The sequence below is a fragment of the Microbacterium sp. bgisy189 genome (genome assembly GCF_965345345.1).
Taxonomy (GTDB): Bacteria; Actinomycetota; Actinomycetes; order Actinomycetales; family Microbacteriaceae; genus Microbacterium.
In genome coordinates this window covers 20,062-37,439 of sequence record NZ_CBDRMZ010000004.1, presented here as the reverse complement: position 1 = coordinate 37,439, position 17,378 = coordinate 20,062, and the positions used below count along the sequence as shown (strand labels likewise).

The window sequence follows — 17,378 nt, the reverse complement described above, 5'->3', positions numbered from 1 at the left end:
TCACGCGCCCGTCGATGCGTCAGGATGCTCGTATCCCGACCCCCGGAGAAGGAGTCCTGCACATGAGTATCGGAGCCGGCATCGCCCTGTTCGTCATCGGAGCGATCCTCGTATTCGCCGTCAACGTCGAGACCGACGTCGTCAACCTCGACATGATCGGCTACATCATGATGGGCGCTGGAGCGCTCGTGTTCCTCATCGGCCTCGTCTTCCTCTTCCGTCGTCGACAGACCGAAGTCGTCACCCGCACGGTCGACCCGGTCGAAGGCGAGCGCGTCACGCGCAACACGACCAGCAGCTCTGGCGAGCCTCCCGTCGCCTGAGCGCCCCCGTCACGAGCGCGAGCGGCGCGGCGGATCCATGCCGATATGGATCCTCGTCCGCTTGCGCTCGATGACGATGAACACGCCGCCCAGCACCCAGAGGGGAAGCTGGGTGAGAAACGCCCACCGGAACGCCTCGAGGCGATACGTGTCGGGGGTTCCCGCACCCTGCAGGTCGAGCGCGAGGCCGATCAGCAGGATCGCGATGAGCGCGGCGAGGAAGCCGCCGGCGTTGGTCACTCCGGTCGCCGTGCTCAGCCGGTGAGCGGGGTTGTGCGTCCGAGCGTGATCGAACGCGATCATCGAGGCCGGTCCACCCATCGCCAGCGCGACGGCGAGCGCGTACAGCAGCCACAGCGGCGCAGCCGTTGGCCAGACGATGACCACCAGCCACGCGAGTGCCTGCACGCCGACCGCCGGCAGCACGAGCGCCCTGGAGCGCAGATGGGGGATGCGGCGCGACAGGTCGCCCATCACGGGGCCGATGACCATGCCGACCAGCACGTACGCCGAGGTGACGCCGGCGGCTGCGGCGAGCGAGAGTCCCTCACCGGCGGTGAGGAACGGCACGCCCCACAGCAGCACGAACGCGGTTCCCGCGAACGGCGTCGTGAAGTGCGTCCAGAACGCCAGTCGGGTGCCCGGATGCGCCCAGGCGGCTCGGATGCCCACGCCGGTGTCGACCGAAGAGCGCACGACGCGGATCGCGCCGGTATCGGTGTTGACCGACACGTCGGCTGCGACCTCGGGCGGGTGGTTGCGCACAAGAAGGACGACGAGGATCGCGAAGAGCACGCCGAGTCCGGCGATCGAGCCGAACGTGATCGACCACGACGTCGCGTGCAGGAGCGCGGCAAGCGGGATGACGGCGATGAGCTGCCCGGTCTGCCCGACGATGCCGGTCAGTTGCACCATGACCGGCGCACGCTGCGCGGGGAACCACGTGGCGATGAGGCGCAGGACTCCCGGAAAGATGGCGGCGTCTCCCGCGCCGAGCAGCATGCGGGCGACGAGCGCGACCCCGACGCTGGGCGAGAGCGCCATCGTGAGCTGCCCCAGGGCCATCACGAGCATGCCGATGGTCATCACCGGTCGCGCCCCGTACCGGTCCAGCAGCACGCCGACGGGGATCTGCATGCCGCCGTACATCGCCAGCTGCACGACGGCGAACATCGACAGGGTGGCGGCATCCGCCGTGAACCGCTCCGCCGCGTCGACCCCGACGGCCGACAGTGACGAACGGTTGGTGATCGCCAGCACATAGGCGGCGACACCGACGACCCAGATGATCCAGGCACGGATGCCGGGGCCTGCCGTGTGCGTCACCCCTCAACGTTACGCCCGAGGGAACCCGCCGAAAGAATTCTCTTCGCCGACTTCGCCGACAACGAGTACATCAAGAAAAGGTCCGAGTGGCGTGAAGAACTCGTAGGCGCCTGGCGCAGCACGCACCAGCGACGCACGTCGCAGTGCTGCCGCAGGGCGGCCTCCACCGATCTCGCCTGACCGCGGGAGGAGGGGCATCACTCCGATAGTTGACATAATGTGCATTATCGGTGAAATGCGGTCGAGGCGGGATGCCGGGCGGCCGTAGGCTCAGAGCATGCTCGACACGTTCACCGGATTCGTCGTGGTGGGCGTCGCGATCGTCGTCGGCTGGATCATCGGGCGCATCGATCTGCTCGGCCCGCACGGACGACACGTGCTGAGCCGTTTGACGTTCTTCGTGCTGTCACCGTTCCTGCTGTTCGTCGTGCTCGCCACCGCCGATGTGCACACGCTCTTCTCCGCGTTGCTGCCGGTGTCGGCGATCGCTGCGGTGTCGGTGTTCGCCGTCTACGTCGTCGTGGCGCGGTTCGTGTGGCGTCGCAGCGTCGGCGAGACGCTCATCGGCACGCTGTCGGCCGGTCAGGTCAACTCGAACAACATCGGCATCCCGCTGTCGCTGTATCTGCTCGGCAGCGCTGCCTACCCGGCGCCGGTGATCCTGTTGCAGCTCATCGTGTTCACGCCGCTCACGATGGCGATCTTCGAGGCGATCTCGACGGGCCAACGGCGCGCATGGCCGATCCTGCGTCGCACGCTGACGAACCCGCTGGTGGTCGGCTCGGTGCTGGGCGTCGCGGTGTCGCTGTCGGGCATCGACCTGCCCGCGATGATCTACGAGCCCGCACGCCTCATCGCCGACGCGTGCGTGCCGGTGCTGCTGATCAGCTACGGCATCTCGCTGTACGGCCAGCGGGTGCTGGGTGCAAGCGGCCGGCGGCGCGACATCCTGCTCGCATCGGCGCTGAAGCTGTTCGTCATGCCGCTCGTCGCGTGGAGCACCGCCCGATTCATGTTCGGGCTCGACGACCACGACGTGCTCGTCATCACCGTGCTCGCGGCGCTTCCGACCGCCCAGAACGTGTTCAACTACGCGCAACGGTTCGATGTCGGCGAGACGATCGCCCGCGACACCGTCTTCCTCACGACGCTCGGCTGCGTGCCGGCGCTGCTGCTCATCACGGTGCTCCTCGGCTGACCCCGGCCCGCTCCCCCGCGTCGATACCATCCCGCGCGCGCAGCCGGGTTTACGCTGGATGAGATCGTTCTCAGGTTCCTTTCAGAAAGGCCGAGCATGTCCACCACCCTCGACAAGTCCGAGGTCAACGCCATCCGCATCGCGCTGGGCATCGGCGGTGTCCTCGCACTCATCACGGGCATCGTCATCCTGGTGTGGCCGGGCCGCAGCGCCATGGTCGTCGCGGCCATCGTCGCGATCTACGCCATCGCCACCGGACTCGCCTACGCCGGTCTCGGCATCTTCTCCAAGACCAAGGGCGGATGGTCACGCATCGGCCACATCCTGCTCGGCGTCCTGTTCATCGTCTCCGGCATCGTCGCGTTCGCCAACCTCGGCGCCACCGCCGTCTGGCTCGCCGTGTTCCTCGGCGTCCTCGTCGGCGTCATGTGGATCGTCGAAGGCGTCGTGTCGCTCTCGACCCTCGGCCAGGCGACCACCAAGGTGTGGACCGTCGTGTTCGCCACGATCTCCATCATCGCCGGCATCACCCTCGTCACCTCGCCGCTGTGGGGCGCCGCCGTGCTGTTCCTGATGCTCGGCATCTCGGCCATCGTGCTGGGTATCGCGCAGATCATCCGCGCGTTCACGTTCGGCAAGTAACGACTGCACGAAGATGGCCCGGAGCGCTCAGCTCCGGGCCATCTTCGTGTTCGTCAGTCGATCGGCAGGTAGCGACGCCACCAGTCCACGACCGCGTCGAAGCGTTCGATGCGGTGACGCGGCTGACCCGAGCGGGTGAGTTCGTGGTCCTCCCCCGGAAAGATCAACATCTCGGCATCTGTGCCCTGCCGCTTCAGGGCTGTGTAGTACCGGGTCGCCTGCTCGAGCGGGCACCGGAAGTCGAGCTCGGAATGCAGCACGAGTGTCGGCGTGCGCACCCGGTCGACCACCGCCATGGGACTCTGCGCCGCGATTTGCGCCGGGTCGACCCCGACGTATTCGTCACCGAAGAACGAACCGATGTCGCTCGTGCCTTGGAACGTCGCGGGGTCCAAGAACCCTCGCTCGACGATCGCGCCTGCGAACCGGTGATCGTGCGCGATCACCCATGCCGTCAGATAGCCGCCGTACGAACCTCCCATGACACCGACGCGCGCCGCATCCAGTCGCGGATCGGCTTCGATCGCCGCGTCGAAGAAGTCCATGACGTCGTGGAAGTCGACGGTACCCATCTGCTGACGGATGCTGCGGCCGTGCGCGCGGCCATAGCCGGCACTCCCCCGCGGATTGCTGTACACGACGGCGTAGCCGGCATCGACGAGCACCTGCGTCTCATCGAACAGGTGTATGCCGTACGAGGCATACGGCCCGCCGTGGATCTGGAGGATGACCGGGAACGGCCCCTCCCCCTCCGGCGTCGCGACCCAGCCGTGCACCGGGTAGCCGTCGCGGCCCACGATCTCGAGTTCGCGTGGCGCCACGAGGCCGCTCGCACCGCTGCCCGCCCCGAAGTCGGTGAGCGTGCCGTGCCCGACGAGCGCGAGTTCGCCGAGACTCGTCGGCGAGGCGATCGCTGCGACAACACGACCTCCCGCTGCATCGTGCCCGACCACTTCGATGTCGCCGCCGAGTTCTTCGGTGATGACGCCGTCGCGGGTGACCCGCAGCAGTGTGACGCGCCCGCGGGTGCGGTTCTGCACCAGGAAGTCATCGCCGTCAAGTGTCAGGTGCGAGCCCACCTCGCCGAGATCGATCTGCTCGGGATCGGTGAGGGTGTGCAGGTCGCCGTCGCGCCAGAGATGCAGCGCGACACCCGGTGCGATGAAATCGACGCCGTCGCCCGCAGCAGCGGCGAGCAGCGCGATCGTGCCATCCGCGAGTTGCACGGCCTCACTGATCATGAGTCCGGCTTCGCGACCGATCACCTCGCGGGTGCCGGACCCGTCGACGGCGACGGCCAGCAGCGGGGCGCGGAGATCGCGACGATCCGCCTCGATCGCGTCGGGCACGGTGAAGATCTCGGTGCCGTCGGTCGTGAAGCGGACGCCGCCGTGCGAGACCTCTCCCGTCGTCAGCTGACGGGGCTCGGCGGCGATACGACGCGCCTTCGGCGCGTCTTCACCCTCGGCGCGCACAGCGGGGGCCGGCTCGTAGAACGGCTCGGCATCCACCTCGGGTGCATCGATCACGAACACGTGCGATGGGCGATCGGCGATATAGCCGAGACCGTTCGCGTGCCAGCGGATGCCGGTCACCCGCCGCGGCGACTCGTGCGCGGCATCGAGGCCCTCGACCGAGCCGTAACGCCCGGGCTCGACCACCCGCGCCGTGTACGCGATTCGTGAGCCGTCGGGGCTCCAGTCGAAGCCGCCGACGCCGGCATCCGCCGCGGTGGCCTGTACCGGCTCACCACCGGATGCCGGGATCACGAACACCTGCGCCTTGCCGTCGGCGTCGGCACGCACGAATGCGATCGCCGCACCGTCTGGGCGCACGCGCGGCGAAGCGTCGGCGACACCGCGGGTCAGGCGCCGGGGCGCTCCTCCGGGCAGGTCGACGCGCCACAACTGGCCGACGTTGCGGTTCGCGGCCAGATCGGGACGCGAGGTCGCGAACACCGCGAACGTCCCGTCCGGGGCGATCGAGGGGCGGCCGACGGAGACGAGCGATTCGATGTCGTCGGCGCGCATGTCACTCGCCGCCGAACGATCCGGTGTCGCCGATCAGCCGCGTGTTGTCGGAGGGAATCGGCTCGACGGCGGCAGTGGCGACCTCGGCGGCGAATTCGGAGACGTTGTAGAGCTTGCCTGCCGACTCGCGACGGTCAGCGATGGCCCCAGGGTTGGCGCGCTCGAGCAGTGTCGCGGTGATGGTGCCTTCGATCATGTCGCCCGAGACGACGACGAACCCGACCCCGCGCTCGGTGAGGTCGCCGATGCGCTCGCGCAGGGCGTCTTCGCCCGCGCGCTTTGACAGGGCGACCGGCTCGTATTCGGGCATGGTCGGGGTGGTGCGGATGAAGTGCGCCTGGTGGCTCGTGACGAACACGACGCGGGAGCCGTCGGGCATGATCGGCAGCGCGTGCTCGAGCACGCTCACCTGTGCGTCGCGGTTGAGCACCATGGCGTAGTCGCCGGCCATACCGCTCTCCATGCCGCCCGAGGCGTTCAGCACGAGCAGATCGAGCGCGCCGAACTGCTCCTTGACGGCCTGCATCATCGCGGCGACCGACTCGGGGTCGGTGAGGTCCGCGCCCACCGTCAGCACCTCGACGCCCAGTTCGCGCAGTTCGTTCGCGAGCTTCTCGGCGCGGGGTGCCTTGTTGCGGAAGTTGATGACGACGTTCGCACCGGCCTGCGCGAGGTAGCGCGCAGTGTCGGCGCCGATGCCGCGCGAGGATCCCGTGACGAGGGCTGTGCGGCCCGTGAGCGTTCCTGCGGGAATGGGCTGTGACATCGGTGTTGCACTCCTGTGATGGCTGTCGATGCCCGGATCCGGGCGGTTTCGACACTACCAACCGCCGGTTTCCCGCGCCGGATCGGCACCCGGTGTTATCGTTCGAAGAACGCCGGACGGAAGGGGGCCGCGATGCTGCCGGACCTCACGCAGTATCTCTGGATCGCGTGGCTCGTGCTGGCTCTGCTGTTCGTCATCATCGAACTGCTCACGCTCGAATTCACCTTCCTCATGCTCGCCACCGGCACCCTCATCGGCGGCCTCGGCGTCAACCTGCTGGGCGGTGTGTGGTGGCTGCAGATCCTCATGGCCGCCGCCATCTCGGCATTGCTGCTGTTCACGATCAGACCGCTCCTGCTACGGGCATTGCATCGCAGCAGCGCCGCGGTGCCGATGAACGTCGACGCCCTGCAAGGCATCGGTGCGCGCGTCACGACCCCGTTCGTCGACGGCGACGGCGCCGTCAAGCTCGACAACGGCGAGACCTGGACGGCCCGGCTCGTCGGCGGCGGTGACGGACTCGCGGTCGGCACACGCGTCACAGTGCAGGCCGTGCGGGGCGCGACCGTCGAGGTCGTCCCCCTGCAGACACCACCTCAGACCACGGAACGGAGTGCGGAATCATGATCGACCCCGGCGCCTTCATCGGGCAGATCTTCATCATCATCCTGTTGATCGTCGTAGCGATCTTCGTGGTGATCGTGATCTTCCGTTCGATCCGCATCATCCCGCAGGCCTACGCAGGCGTCGTCGAGCGACTGGGTCGCTATCAGCGCACCCTCTCGCCCGGCCTGAATCTGCTGGTGCCGTTCATCGACCGCCTTCGCCCGCTGGTCGACATGCGCGAGCAGGTCGTCTCGTTCCCGCCGCAGCCGGTCATCACCGAAGACAACCTCGTCGTCTCCATCGACACGGTCGTCTATTTCCAGGTCACCGACGCGCGCGCCGCGACCTACGAGATCGCCAACTATCTGAGTGCCGTGGAACAGCTCACGACCACGACGCTGCGAAACGTCGTCGGCGGGTTGAACCTCGAAGAGGCCCTCACAAGCCGCGACGAGATCAACAGCAAGCTGCGCATCGTGCTCGATGAGGCCACCGGTAAGTGGGGTCTGCGCGTCTCGCGTGTGGAGCTGAAGGCGATCGATCCGCCGGTGTCCATCCAGGATTCGATGGAGAAGCAGATGCGCGCCGAGCGCGACCGGCGCGCGGCGATCCTCACGGCGGAAGGATCCAAGCAGTCGCAGATCCTCGAGGCGGAGGGGCGGCGCCAGGCTGCGATCCTCGGCGCCGAGGGTGAGAAGCAGGCCGCGATCCTGCGCGCCGAGGGTGAAGCGACTGCGATCCAGTCGGTGTTCGACGCCATCCACAAGGGCAACCCCGACGACAAGCTGCTCGCCTACCAGTACCTGCAGACGCTCCCGAAGATCAGCGAGAGCGCGTCGAGCAAGCTCTGGATCATCCCGAGTGAGTTCACCGAGGCGCTCAAGGGGCTCCGTCAGGGGTTCGCGCCGCGGGCGGGTCAGACGCCGCCGCCCACCGCAGTGCCGCCGGCGGACCCGGCTCCGTGACGCATCCCTGGTTCTCGGCTGCTCCTCTCCCCCGTGTACTGGCCCACCGCGGCTTCGTGCCGCCGGACGCTGAGGGGGTCGTGGAGAATTCGTTCGCGGCGGTGGCGGCCGCGCATGCCGCGGGTGCGGTCTACGTGGAATCGGACTGTCATCTGACCGCCGACGGCGAGGTGGTGCTCTTCCACGACGCAGACCTCACGCGCGTCATCGGCGACCAGCGCCCGATCGCCGATGTCCGCGCGCGAGAGCTCGAAGACCTCATGTCGACGCGCGGCGGACTGATCACACTGCCGCAGGCACTCACGGCCTTTCCCACGGTGCGGTTCAATCTCGACATGAAGGCGGATGCGGTGGCTGCACCGGCCGGTCGGATCGTCGCCAAGCACGCCGACCGGGTGCTGGTGACGAGCTTCGATGACGGGCGTCGCATCGCCGCACTCGATGCGGCTCGGGCGGCGGGCGGAACACCGGCCACCTCCCCCGGAACGAAGACGATGGCGCGCGTCGTGGCCGCCGTCGCAACGGGTTCGCGACGACTCGTCGGTGCCGCTGTGCGCGGGCTCGATGCGTTGCAGGTCCCCGAGCGGCACAAGGGCGTGCGCGTCGTCTCGCGGCGTCTGATCGATGCGGTGCACCGACACGGTGTCGAGGTGCACGTGTGGACGATCAACGAGCCCGACGACATGTCCCGACTGCTCGATCTCGGGGTCGACGGCCTCGTCACCGATCGCTGCGATCTCGCGCTCGCGGTGGTCGCCTCGCGCTCCTGAAACCGTCTCGAGGGCGACCCGTGCGCGGCGGGTATGCACGCATGCCACGCGGCGCTGAGCATCCGCTGTGAAAAGGGCCTTCAGGGCCCTTCTTCGGATGATGCACACAGGTCGAGTCGTTATACCTGATGATCGACGAGAGGACCACAAAATGGCAGACCGCAGCTTGCGCGGCATCCGACTCGGCGCCTCCAGCCTACAGAGCGAGGAAGGCGTCGTTTTCCACGAACGCACCAACCACACCTACGTCTGCACCCAGTGCGACCGTGAGAGCGTGCTGACCTTCGCGGCCGACGCGGAGGTGCCCGAGGCCTGGGAGTGCCGCACCTGTGGCGGCGAGGCCCTGCTGCGTGTCGGCGACACCGTCGCCGAGGTCGATCACTCCGGCGACAAGGCTCCCCGTACCCACTGGGACATGCTGATGGAGCGTCGCACCATTCCCGAGCTCGAGGAACTGCTCGAAGAGCGCCTCGCTCTGCTGCGCGAACGCCGCGGCGCAGCCAAGCTCAGCGCCTGAGTCCTTCTTCTTCGATGCCGGACCCCTCGGGGTCCGGCATCGTCGTGTTTCGGTAGCGTCGCGTCCACACGCCGACGACCGCGAGCGCCAGGACGCTCCCCCACAGCAGCACGAGCTGCACGGCCGGCCCGATGATCACGGCGGGTGTGAGACCGGTGCGCAGCGGCACGTCAGTGAGCATGGCGCCCGCCTCCCCGGCCGGGAGCCCCTCGATCGTCGAGCCATCAGGGGCGATCACCTGGCTCGTGCCGACCGTCGAGATGTTGACGACGGCGCGCCCGGTCTCGATGGCACGCATTCGCGCGAAGGCCAGCTGCTGCAGGTTCTCATCGGTGTCGCGGAAGTCTGCGTTGTTCGTCTGGAACATGTAGACCTGCGCGCCGTCTCGAGCGCTGTCCCAGATGACGTCGTCGTAGATCACGTCGAAGCAGATCGCGAGCCCCACGCCGATGCCGTGCACGTCGAAAAACGCGGGGTTCGTGCCCGGCGTGTACTCGCGCTGGATGAGCCCGATCAGGTCCGGGGCGATGGCCTCGTAGAACCACCGATCGGGCACGTACTCCCCCATCGGCACGGGGTTCGCCTTGTCGTGCAGGGCGACAGGGTTCTCGGCGCCGTCCTCCCACAGGATCGACGTGTTGAACGTGTCATCGCCGCGCGTGGTGGCGGCGTTGACGATGAGCGGGGCATCGACGGCGGCTGACAGCCGGTCGAGCACGCGCGCCACGGATGCGTTCGCGAGCGGGTCGCCATCGATCCCGCCCTCCGGCCACAGCAGCACATCCATGTCCTCGCCGATGAGCGGCTCGGTGGCTGCCATCTGCGCGTCGAGCACCGCCCACGGCTCGCGCTCGTCGAAGTACCCGGTCGGTCCGTTGCCCTGCACGGCGCCGACGGTCAGGGTGCCGGCATCCGCCGTCGGGAAGGCCGGCAGCGCCACGAGCGCTGCCAGCACCGCGACCGCGGGGCCGGCCGTGCGCACTTCGCGGAGCCGCCCGAACCGCGCCCATTCGATGACGGCGGCGACGAACAGCACCATCAGGAACGTCAGGCCTGACACGCCCACCCACGAGGCGACGTCGCCGAACGGGCTCTCGGCCTGACTCATGCCGATGCGCCCCCACGGAAACCCCGTGTAGGGCCACGACCCCAGGAACAGTTCCCGCGCGGTCCACAGCCCCGCGACGAGTGCGGGAAGCGCCACGAGCCGCCCTGCGGCGCCACGGGCGAACCGCGGCATCCAGCGGTAGGCCAACGCGATGAGCACCGCTCCGGCCGCGCTGAGGACCGTTTCGACCCCCGACAGGGCGAACCACGGCACGAGGCCGAGGTACCGGGTGATCCAGACGATATGGATGAGGTAGAAGGATGCCGCGAACGCAGCTCCGACCAGGACCGCGCCCCAGGCCGAACGACCGATCAGCGAGACGAGCGAAAGTCCGACGCCGACGAACGCGAGGGGCCACCAGCCCACGTCGGGGAAGGCGAGGTCGAGCACCGCACCACCGAGGAGGGCGCACAACACGGCCGCCCACATCGGCAGCAGCGGACGTTCGGGCACGCCTCCAGCCTACGTGCGCACGCGCATCTCGATCCGCGCACACGGAGGAGAACTGCGCTCGTGCCTGGAACCCGCATATCGGATCAAACAGACGAGTAGGCGACGATGCCGCGGCGGACGGCATCCAACGCCTTGCGCGCCGTCGTCGCGACCGGCGGATCGGCCACGAGGGAGAGCTGATCGAGCAGATCGATCGTCTGCTTGGCCCACCGCACGAAGTCGCCGGCAGCCATGTCGGCTTCCATGAGCACGCGGTCCAGGGCAGCACCCCGAGCCCACGCGTGCATGGCCGGCGCCAGCCCCGTCGCGATCGACTCGGAGCCCGGCAGATGATGCTCCTGCTCGAGATCGTCCAGTCGCACCCACAGCTCCTGAGTGTCACGGAGTGCCTGGCGGAACGCGCCGCGGGGCAGCCCGTGCTCCCCCGGTGCTGCGTCGTCGCGTCGGGGCTCGTATACGAGGCTGCAGGCGAGCGCGGCGAGGCCGGCGGCATCCAGCTCGTTCCAGATGCCACGTCGCAGCGATTCGGCCACGAGGAGGTCGCGCTCACCGTAGATGCGCTTCATGGTTGCGCCGGCCGGGGTCAGTGAGGTCACGCCGCCGTCCACCGAGACGTATTCCAGCGCCGTCAGCACCTCGACGATGCGGTCGAAGACACGCGCGACCGTGCCGGTGCGACTCTCGATCTGCCCACGCAGCTTGTCGGTGCGCCGCCGCAGCTTCCAGTACCGCTCCGCCCACCGCGCGTGGTGCTCGCGGTCGGGGCACTCATGACACGGATGCCGCTGCAACGACCGCCGCAGCGACTGGATACGTCGCTGCCGCTCGGTCTGCGTCGCCTTCGGCGCCTCACGATCGGAACGGTTCTTCTTCTCGAGGTCGCTCAGTTCACGCCGCATACGCGCGTACTCGGCGAAGTCGCCCCGATCGCAGACCATCGCCTGCTCGTAGCCGCCGAGCGATTCCTCGGCCTCTTTCACCTGACGCGCAAGCCCGACGACGGATCGGTCCGCCTGGAACTGTGCGAACGACGATTCGAGGATCTCGCGCGCCTGTTCGCGGCCGAACTGGTCGATGAGGTTGACGGCCATGTTGTAGGTCGGTCGGAAGCTCGAGTTCAGCGGATATGTGCGGCGTGAAGCGAGCGCGGCGACCGCCTGCGGGTCGAGACCCGCCGTCCACTGGATGACCGCGTGTCCCTCGACGTCGATGCCGCGGCGTCCCGCCCGGCCGGTGAGCTGGGTGTACTCCCCCGACGTGATCGCGACACGCGCCTCACCGTTGAACTTCTCGAGCTTCTCGAGCACGACGGTTCGGGCGGGCATGTTGATGCCGAGCGCGAGGGTCTCGGTGGCGAACACGACCTTCACGAGCTTGCGTTGGAACAGTTCCTCGACGACCTCCTTGAACGCCGGCAGCAGCCCGGCATGGTGGGCGGCGAGGCCGCGCTCGAGGTTCTCGCGCCACTCGAAGAAGCCGAGCACTGCGAGATCTTCGTCCCGTAGCGTGCGGGTGCGGTCATCGACGATGGCGCGGATCTCGTCGCGCTCCTCACGGCTCGTCAGCCGCACACCGCTGCGGCGCACTTGTTCCACCGCCGCTTCGCACCCCACGCGGCTGAAGATGAAGAAGATCGCCGGCAGCAAGTTCGCACGCCCCAGCAGCTCGACCACCTGCGGACGGTCGATGCGCTCGACGCGCTGCACATTGGACGGGCGGATCGGGCGCTTGTTGCCCTTGTAGGGGCGCCGCTTCGCGGCGTCGCCCATTCCGCTGCTGCGGTACTCCTGCGAGCGGCGGTTGTTCTCGTAGATGGGTCCCTTGAACGAGCGCACCCGCATGAGTTCTTGATTGACCTGCGCGGTCGCCACTCCGGCCCGGTCATCGAACAGCGGCAGCAGATCGCCGCGCACGAGCACGTGCTGCTCGAGCGGCACGGGGCGTGTCTCCGAGACGATGACCGCGGTGTCGCCGCGCACCGTGTCGAGCCAGTCGCCGAACTCCTCGGCGTTCGACACGGTCGCCGACAGTGACACGAGTCGCACGTCCGGCGGCAGGTGGATGATGACCTCTTCCCACACCGCACCGCGGAAGCGGTCGGCGAGGTAGTGGACCTCGTCCATCACGACGTACCGCAGCCCGCGCAGCGCCGCCGATTCTGCGTACAGCATGTTGCGCAGCACTTCGGTGGTCATCACGACGATGCGGGCGTTGCCGTTGATGTTCGTGTCACCGGTGAGCAGTCCCACTTCGTCGGCGCCGTACACCTGTTGCAGTTCGCGGAACTTCTGGTTCGACAGTGCCTTCATGGGCGTCGTGTAGTACGCCTTCGCGCCCGGCTCTCGCATGGCGAGGTGGATCGCGAACTCGCCCACGATCGTCTTGCCGGCGCCCGTCGGCGCGGCCACCAGCACGCTTCGCCCCTCTTCGAGGGCGTGGCATCCGGCGACCTGGAACGGGTCGAGCTCGAACCGCTGGGACTGCGCGAACGCGGTCGATTCGGGGTGCGCCTTCGCCGACTCCGCCCGCGCGAACCGCTCTGCCGGATCGGTCACGCGGTCAGGCCCAGTTCCTTGGCGTCACGCTTGGCTCGGCGGCGGTCGAACAGCATCGAGAGGCCCGCTGCGGCGAAATACAGCACGATGAGAATGCCCGCGAGCAACAGCATGCTCACCACATCGGCAGCGGGAGTTGCCAGCCCCGCGAAGACCGTCGCGACCAGGATGGCGACGCGCCACCCCTTCAGGATCGCCTTGCCGCTCATGATGCCGGCGACGTTCAGTGCCACCAAGAACACGGGCAGCACGCACGCGACACCGACGACGAGGATGAGCTTGAAGACGAAGTCGTAGTAGTAGTTCGCCGTGAACCAGTTCGCGGCCTCGTCGGGTGTGAACGACGCCATGATCTCGACGACATGCGGCATGACGAGCCAACCGATGAAGCAGCCGCCGAAGAACAGGGGCACTGCGGCGGCCACGAACCAGATCGTGTACCGCACCTCTTTGCGCGTGAGGCCGGGCATGAGGAACGCCCAGATCTGCCAGAGCCACACCGGTGCCGAGATGAGCAGGCCGACGGCGAACGAAATGCGCAGTCGCAGGTCGAACGCGGCCGTCACGGTCTGGAACATCAATCCGACCTTCTCCTCCTCGCCCCGGTTGTCGGCGACGATGCGGATCGGTTCGGTGATGGCCCAGATGATCCAGTCGGTGAGGAAGAACGACACGACCATGCCGATGACCAGCGCGAGCGCGCCGATCATCAGTCGCTTGCGCAGCTCCTGCAGGTGCGCTCCGAGCGACATGCGCTTGTCCCGCTTCGGAGCGTCATCCTCTCCGATTCGCGGGTGTTCGGCCGTGGCCACCGCCGACTACGGCTTGGGATCGCCGGATGCGGTCGATCCCGACTGCGTCGGCGTCGCAGGGTCGGCGGCAGTGGATGCCGCGGTGCCGTCGGCGGGAGCGTCTTCGTCCTTCATCGCCTTCATCTCGCCCTTGAACACGCGGGCGGACTGTCCGACGCTCTTGGCCAGGGCCGGCAGCTTCGCCGCACCGAACAGCAACAGGATGACAGCGAGGATGATCAGCAGGTGCCATCCGGTCAGGTTTCCCATGAGATCTCTCCTCGAATTGAGTCGTGTGGCGAGTCTACCCGTCCGGGGCGGCGGATCGACCGCGGGCGGTGACGTGTCAGCGGTAGCCGTCGAGCCCGGCGGAGGCCCACGATCTGGCCGCCTCGCGCGCCGTGTCGGGTCCGATGACCTGCAGGTCGCCTCCCAGTCGTGCGGCGATCCGTTTGACGCTGCGCTCGTCAGCCACCCGCAACTGGGCCCGTTGCCATCCGGCATCGTCGGTGACCGTGGCCTCGTCGAGGTACTCCCCGAGCAGCGGTGCGACAGCAGCACGGAACCGCACCTCGACGACCGTGTCGGCAGGACTCGGCTCGAACAGGTCGGGCACGTGCTCGCCGCCGTGGGTGATCGGGATGTCGGTCAGGCGCACATCGCTCACACGTTCCAGGTGGAACGTGCGCATCGCCTGACGCAGATGGCACCAGCCCTGCAGGTACCACTGCCCGCCGGCGATATGCACCTTCACCGGGTCGACGGTGCGGGTCGTGGCGTCACTGTCGGGCGCCCGGTAGGTGAACGCGACCGCGACGCCATCGCGAAGCGCCTCGGCGACCGCGACGCGCACGTCGTCGACGCCACCGGGCGCGACGATCACATCGGCGGGCGCGCTGGACGCACCGGCCGCGAGCTTGGCGAGGAGCCCCTGCACGACACCGTTGTCCCCGACGCCGGGCAGACTCGCGGCCAGCTGAAGACCTGCCAGCAGTGCCGCTGCCTCGCGCGCAGTGAGTCGGGGCGTGCGCTCCAGCCCCACGGTGTTGGTGATCGAGATGACCCCGCGCTCGTCGAGCAGGTCCCAGTCGATGTCGAACAGGTCGTTCGCCATCTGCCAGAATCCACCGTCGCCGGGCAGCCCGATGACCGTGAGCTTCTCGACCATCCGTTGCATCTCGGCCGGCGTGACGTCGAACTCGTCCGCCGCTTCGGCGACGGTCACCTCGCCCTTGCCGATCAGGTACGGCACGAGTTGGAGGATGAGCGCTGCGCGTTCGGTCGCCAGCAGCGGCCGCGCGCTCATGCGGGCACCGCCTCATGCGCATCGACGGTCCGTTGCAGGCGCGCGACGACCTGCTCCCTGAGCGATGCCGGTTCGACCACCCGCACCTCGGGTCCGTACGAGGCGAGCTCGTCGGCGAAGATGTGCAGGTCGACGTACGGCACGTACAGCCCCTGGTCGGCGGGCGTCGCACGACGCCCGAGCCGCAGCGAGGCCTCAGTGCCGGGGGTGACCTCCAGCAGCGCGCGCTGTCGCGCGGCGACGTCGTTCAGACCGCTCAGCGCGCGCTCACCGGCGCCGTCGCGCAACGCGAGGTCGAAGCTGCTCCGGGTGAGGGTGACGGTCGACACGATGCGCGACAGCAGGAACGTACGGTCGGCGCCGGCCGCGAGATCGATGCCGAACACGTGCCAGCGCGCTTCGTACTCGACGAGCGCGAGGGGTTGGATGCGGCGTCTGCGCGCGGCATCCTCTCCCCCCTTGAGATAGTCGAACTCGACGACACGGGCCTGTTCGATCGCCCGCTGCAGCGGCGCGAACGACGGCTCGCGCAGGCTGATGCGCGGCGAATACCCGATGATCGGGGCGTCCACGTCATTGCCGAGCGCGCGGATCTTGCGCAGGCCGCTGCGCGCCTGCGCCGACATGGAACTCTCGCTCCAGACGCCGCCGGCGAGGTTGAGCACTGCCAACTCGGCCGGCGTGAACGTGATGTCGACGGGCAGTTCGTACTCTGCGGTGGGCACGCGATACCGCGCCTCGCGCAGGTCGTCGGGGTCGGCGTAGTCGCCGATCGTCTCGATGGGCACGCCGAGGCCGCGGAGGTTCTCCTTGTCGCGCTCGAACATCTTCTCGAGGGCGTCCTTGCCGGCGCCGGCTTCGCTCTGCTCGCGGTACCCCGAGACCGATGAGAGGATCGTCTCTTTCGTCAGTCCCTGCTCGGTCGCCATGAGGGCGACGACGAGGTTGACGAGACGCTCCTCAGGGGCGGAGCGGACGGATTCGGTGGGCACCAGCCCATCCTAGGCACGCGCGAGTGCACCGAGCCGGAGCCCCGCGCACGAGCCGTGCGGTCGCCGCCTCAGTGCACCCGAGGTGACCGCGCCGCACTTCCGGTTACTGCGTCGCGACGAGGTCGGTGCCGAGGATGTCGACGACGTAGACCGTGGCGGATGCCGCGTCATCGGCGGCCGGCACGACCACCAGCAACTGCGATCCGACGGTCTGGCCCTCGAGTGCTGCGGCGAACTCCGGGCCGTCGCCCGCGAGCGTCACGGCGGCCGAAGCCCCGTCCGTCCAGGTCGAGGCGACCACGGTGCGATCGTCCCAGCCGACGGCGGTGTAGTGCACACGCACCGAGTCGGCAGCGGTGACCTCAGCGCCGTCACCCTTCTTCAGCACCTCGACGACCTGCTCGGTCGGTGCATCGGCATCGGGGACGATGATGCCGGGGCGGCCCGACGGATCGAGCACGACCGACGGCATTCCGGGGCGGTCGTTGTACTGCGGCGCGCCGTTCGCAGCCGGCAGGTAGACCCGCTGCAGATCGATGACGATGGCGGCCGCGTCGCCCTCGGTGAGACCCAGATCGGCCGCAGCCGTCTCGGAGAGATCGCTCGCCGGAATCGCACCGACCACGCGCGACCCTTCCGTGGCGCACTCGAGCATCACTGCGATGCCTTCGTAGTGCTCGGCCCAGTTGCTGAGCGGGGTGACCTGCGTGCCGGAGGCGATGATCGTCTCGCCCGAAGAGCCGTTGGCGATCGCCACCGTGAACTGCACGTCCTGTGCGCGCGTCGTCACGGCAGCGCCCTCCCCGACCGTGAGGTCGGTGAAGACGGTGTCATCGACGTGCACCGGGGAGCCGAGCGAGACCGTCGGCTGCCCGAGTTCGCCCGATGCGTCGATCACATCGAGCACCGTCGAATCGGAGACCGGACGCTCGCAGCCCGCCGCGTCGCCGGGCTGCGCAGACGCGCAGCCGACGAGGGCAAGGGCGGACAGGCTGAGGACAGAGAAGACAGCGGGGATCCGACGCACCGG

General features: G+C 68.4%; 17 protein-coding genes. 7 read left to right on the top strand and 10 right to left on the bottom strand.

Annotation, left to right across the window (positions count from 1 at the left end):
- Nucleotides 1-62 precede the first annotated feature (62 nt).
- Nucleotides 63-323: a DUF6458 family protein gene (locus ACSF8R_RS07185; RefSeq protein WP_434811182.1), complete on the top strand. Its 261-nt coding sequence runs from the start codon at nucleotides 63-65 to the stop codon at nucleotides 321-323.
- 9 nt (nucleotides 324-332) lie between these two features.
- Here ACSF8R_RS07185 and ACSF8R_RS07180 read toward each other — a convergent pair whose 3' ends face one another.
- Nucleotides 333-1,649 carry an MFS transporter gene (locus ACSF8R_RS07180; protein WP_434811181.1) on the bottom strand — a complete coding sequence of 439 codons (1,317 nt, stop codon included), beginning with the start codon at nucleotides 1,647-1,649 and terminating at the stop codon, nucleotides 333-335.
- Nucleotides 1,650-1,926: 277 nt separating this feature from the next.
- Between ACSF8R_RS07180 and ACSF8R_RS07175 the strand changes: the two genes are divergently transcribed.
- Both ACSF8R_RS07175 and ACSF8R_RS07170 read left to right on the top strand, forming a co-directional pair.
- A complete protein-coding gene (locus tag ACSF8R_RS07175; RefSeq protein WP_434811180.1) occupies nucleotides 1,927-2,847 on the top strand; it encodes an AEC family transporter in 921 nt (306 codons plus the stop codon).
- A gap of 96 nt (nucleotides 2,848-2,943) precedes the next feature.
- Nucleotides 2,944-3,489, top strand: a complete 546-nt coding sequence (locus ACSF8R_RS07170; protein WP_434811179.1) for an HdeD family acid-resistance protein — start codon at nucleotides 2,944-2,946, stop codon at nucleotides 3,487-3,489.
- A gap of 53 nt (nucleotides 3,490-3,542) precedes the next feature.
- Here the strand turns inward: ACSF8R_RS07170 and ACSF8R_RS07165 are convergent, their stop codons facing one another.
- Together ACSF8R_RS07165 and ACSF8R_RS07160 are read right to left on the bottom strand one after the other, a co-directional pair.
- The gene (locus tag ACSF8R_RS07165) at nucleotides 3,543-5,519 is read right to left on the bottom strand and encodes a S9 family peptidase (RefSeq protein ID WP_434811178.1); all 1,977 of its coding nucleotides are present in this window, start codon (nucleotides 5,517-5,519) and stop codon (nucleotides 3,543-3,545) included.
- A gap of 1 nt (nucleotide 5,520) precedes the next feature.
- Nucleotides 5,521-6,285 (bottom strand): SDR family oxidoreductase, encoded by a 765-nt coding sequence (locus ACSF8R_RS07160; RefSeq protein WP_434811177.1) that lies wholly within the window; start codon nucleotides 6,283-6,285, stop codon nucleotides 5,521-5,523.
- Nucleotides 6,286-6,417: 132 nt separating this feature from the next.
- Between ACSF8R_RS07160 and ACSF8R_RS07155 the strand changes: the two genes are divergently transcribed.
- The 4 genes from ACSF8R_RS07155 (at nucleotide 6,418) to ACSF8R_RS07140 (ending at nucleotide 9,143) form a co-directional block, all read left to right on the top strand.
- On the top strand, nucleotides 6,418-6,912 hold the full coding sequence (locus ACSF8R_RS07155) for an NfeD family protein (protein ID WP_434811176.1): 495 nt from the start codon (nucleotides 6,418-6,420) through the stop codon (nucleotides 6,910-6,912).
- A complete protein-coding gene (locus ACSF8R_RS07150; RefSeq protein WP_434811175.1) occupies nucleotides 6,909-7,856 on the top strand; it encodes an SPFH domain-containing protein in 948 nt (315 codons plus the stop codon). The genes ACSF8R_RS07155 and ACSF8R_RS07150 overlap by 4 nt, the downstream gene beginning before the upstream one ends.
- Nucleotides 7,853-8,626, top strand: coding sequence for a glycerophosphodiester phosphodiesterase family protein (locus ACSF8R_RS07145; protein WP_434811174.1), 774 nt, complete (start codon nucleotides 7,853-7,855; stop codon nucleotides 8,624-8,626). Before ACSF8R_RS07150 ends, ACSF8R_RS07145 begins: the two co-directional genes overlap by 4 nt.
- Before the next feature lie 151 nt (nucleotides 8,627-8,777).
- Complete coding sequence (locus ACSF8R_RS07140) at nucleotides 8,778-9,143, top strand: RNA polymerase-binding protein RbpA (RefSeq protein WP_434811173.1); 366 nt, start codon at nucleotides 8,778-8,780, stop codon at nucleotides 9,141-9,143.
- On the opposite strand, the gene lnt is transcribed toward ACSF8R_RS07140, so the two are convergent.
- From lnt to ACSF8R_RS07105, 7 genes are all read right to left on the bottom strand, one after another.
- On the bottom strand, nucleotides 9,133-10,680 hold the full coding sequence (gene lnt, locus ACSF8R_RS07135; protein ID WP_434811359.1) for an apolipoprotein N-acyltransferase: 1,548 nt from the start codon (nucleotides 10,678-10,680) through the stop codon (nucleotides 9,133-9,135). The genes ACSF8R_RS07140 and lnt overlap by 11 nt on opposite strands.
- A gap of 107 nt (nucleotides 10,681-10,787) precedes the next feature.
- Entirely contained in the window at nucleotides 10,788-13,259 is a 2,472-nt protein-coding gene (locus ACSF8R_RS07130; RefSeq protein ID WP_434811172.1) for a DEAD/DEAH box helicase, read from the bottom strand.
- Nucleotides 13,256-14,011, bottom strand: coding sequence for a twin-arginine translocase subunit TatC (tatC, locus tag ACSF8R_RS07125; RefSeq protein WP_434811171.1), 756 nt, complete (start codon nucleotides 14,009-14,011; stop codon nucleotides 13,256-13,258). The genes ACSF8R_RS07130 and tatC overlap by 4 nt, the downstream gene beginning before the upstream one ends.
- A gap of 66 nt (nucleotides 14,012-14,077) precedes the next feature.
- Entirely contained in the window at nucleotides 14,078-14,320 is a 243-nt protein-coding gene (gene tatA, locus ACSF8R_RS07120; RefSeq protein ID WP_434811170.1) for a Sec-independent protein translocase subunit TatA, read from the bottom strand.
- A 76-nt stretch (nucleotides 14,321-14,396) separates the two neighbouring features.
- The gene (locus tag ACSF8R_RS07115; protein ID WP_434811169.1) at nucleotides 14,397-15,356 is read right to left on the bottom strand and encodes a helix-turn-helix transcriptional regulator; all 960 of its coding nucleotides are present in this window, start codon (nucleotides 15,354-15,356) and stop codon (nucleotides 14,397-14,399) included.
- On the bottom strand, nucleotides 15,353-16,348 hold the full coding sequence (locus ACSF8R_RS07110; RefSeq protein ID WP_434811168.1) for a helix-turn-helix transcriptional regulator: 996 nt from the start codon (nucleotides 16,346-16,348) through the stop codon (nucleotides 15,353-15,355). Before ACSF8R_RS07110 ends, ACSF8R_RS07115 begins: the two co-directional genes overlap by 4 nt.
- Nucleotides 16,349-16,451: 103 nt before the next feature.
- Nucleotides 16,452-17,375 carry an FKBP-type peptidyl-prolyl cis-trans isomerase gene (locus ACSF8R_RS07105; RefSeq protein ID WP_434811167.1) on the bottom strand — a complete coding sequence of 308 codons (924 nt, stop codon included), beginning with the start codon at nucleotides 17,373-17,375 and terminating at the stop codon, nucleotides 16,452-16,454.
- Between the last annotated feature and the right edge of the window lie 3 nt (nucleotides 17,376-17,378).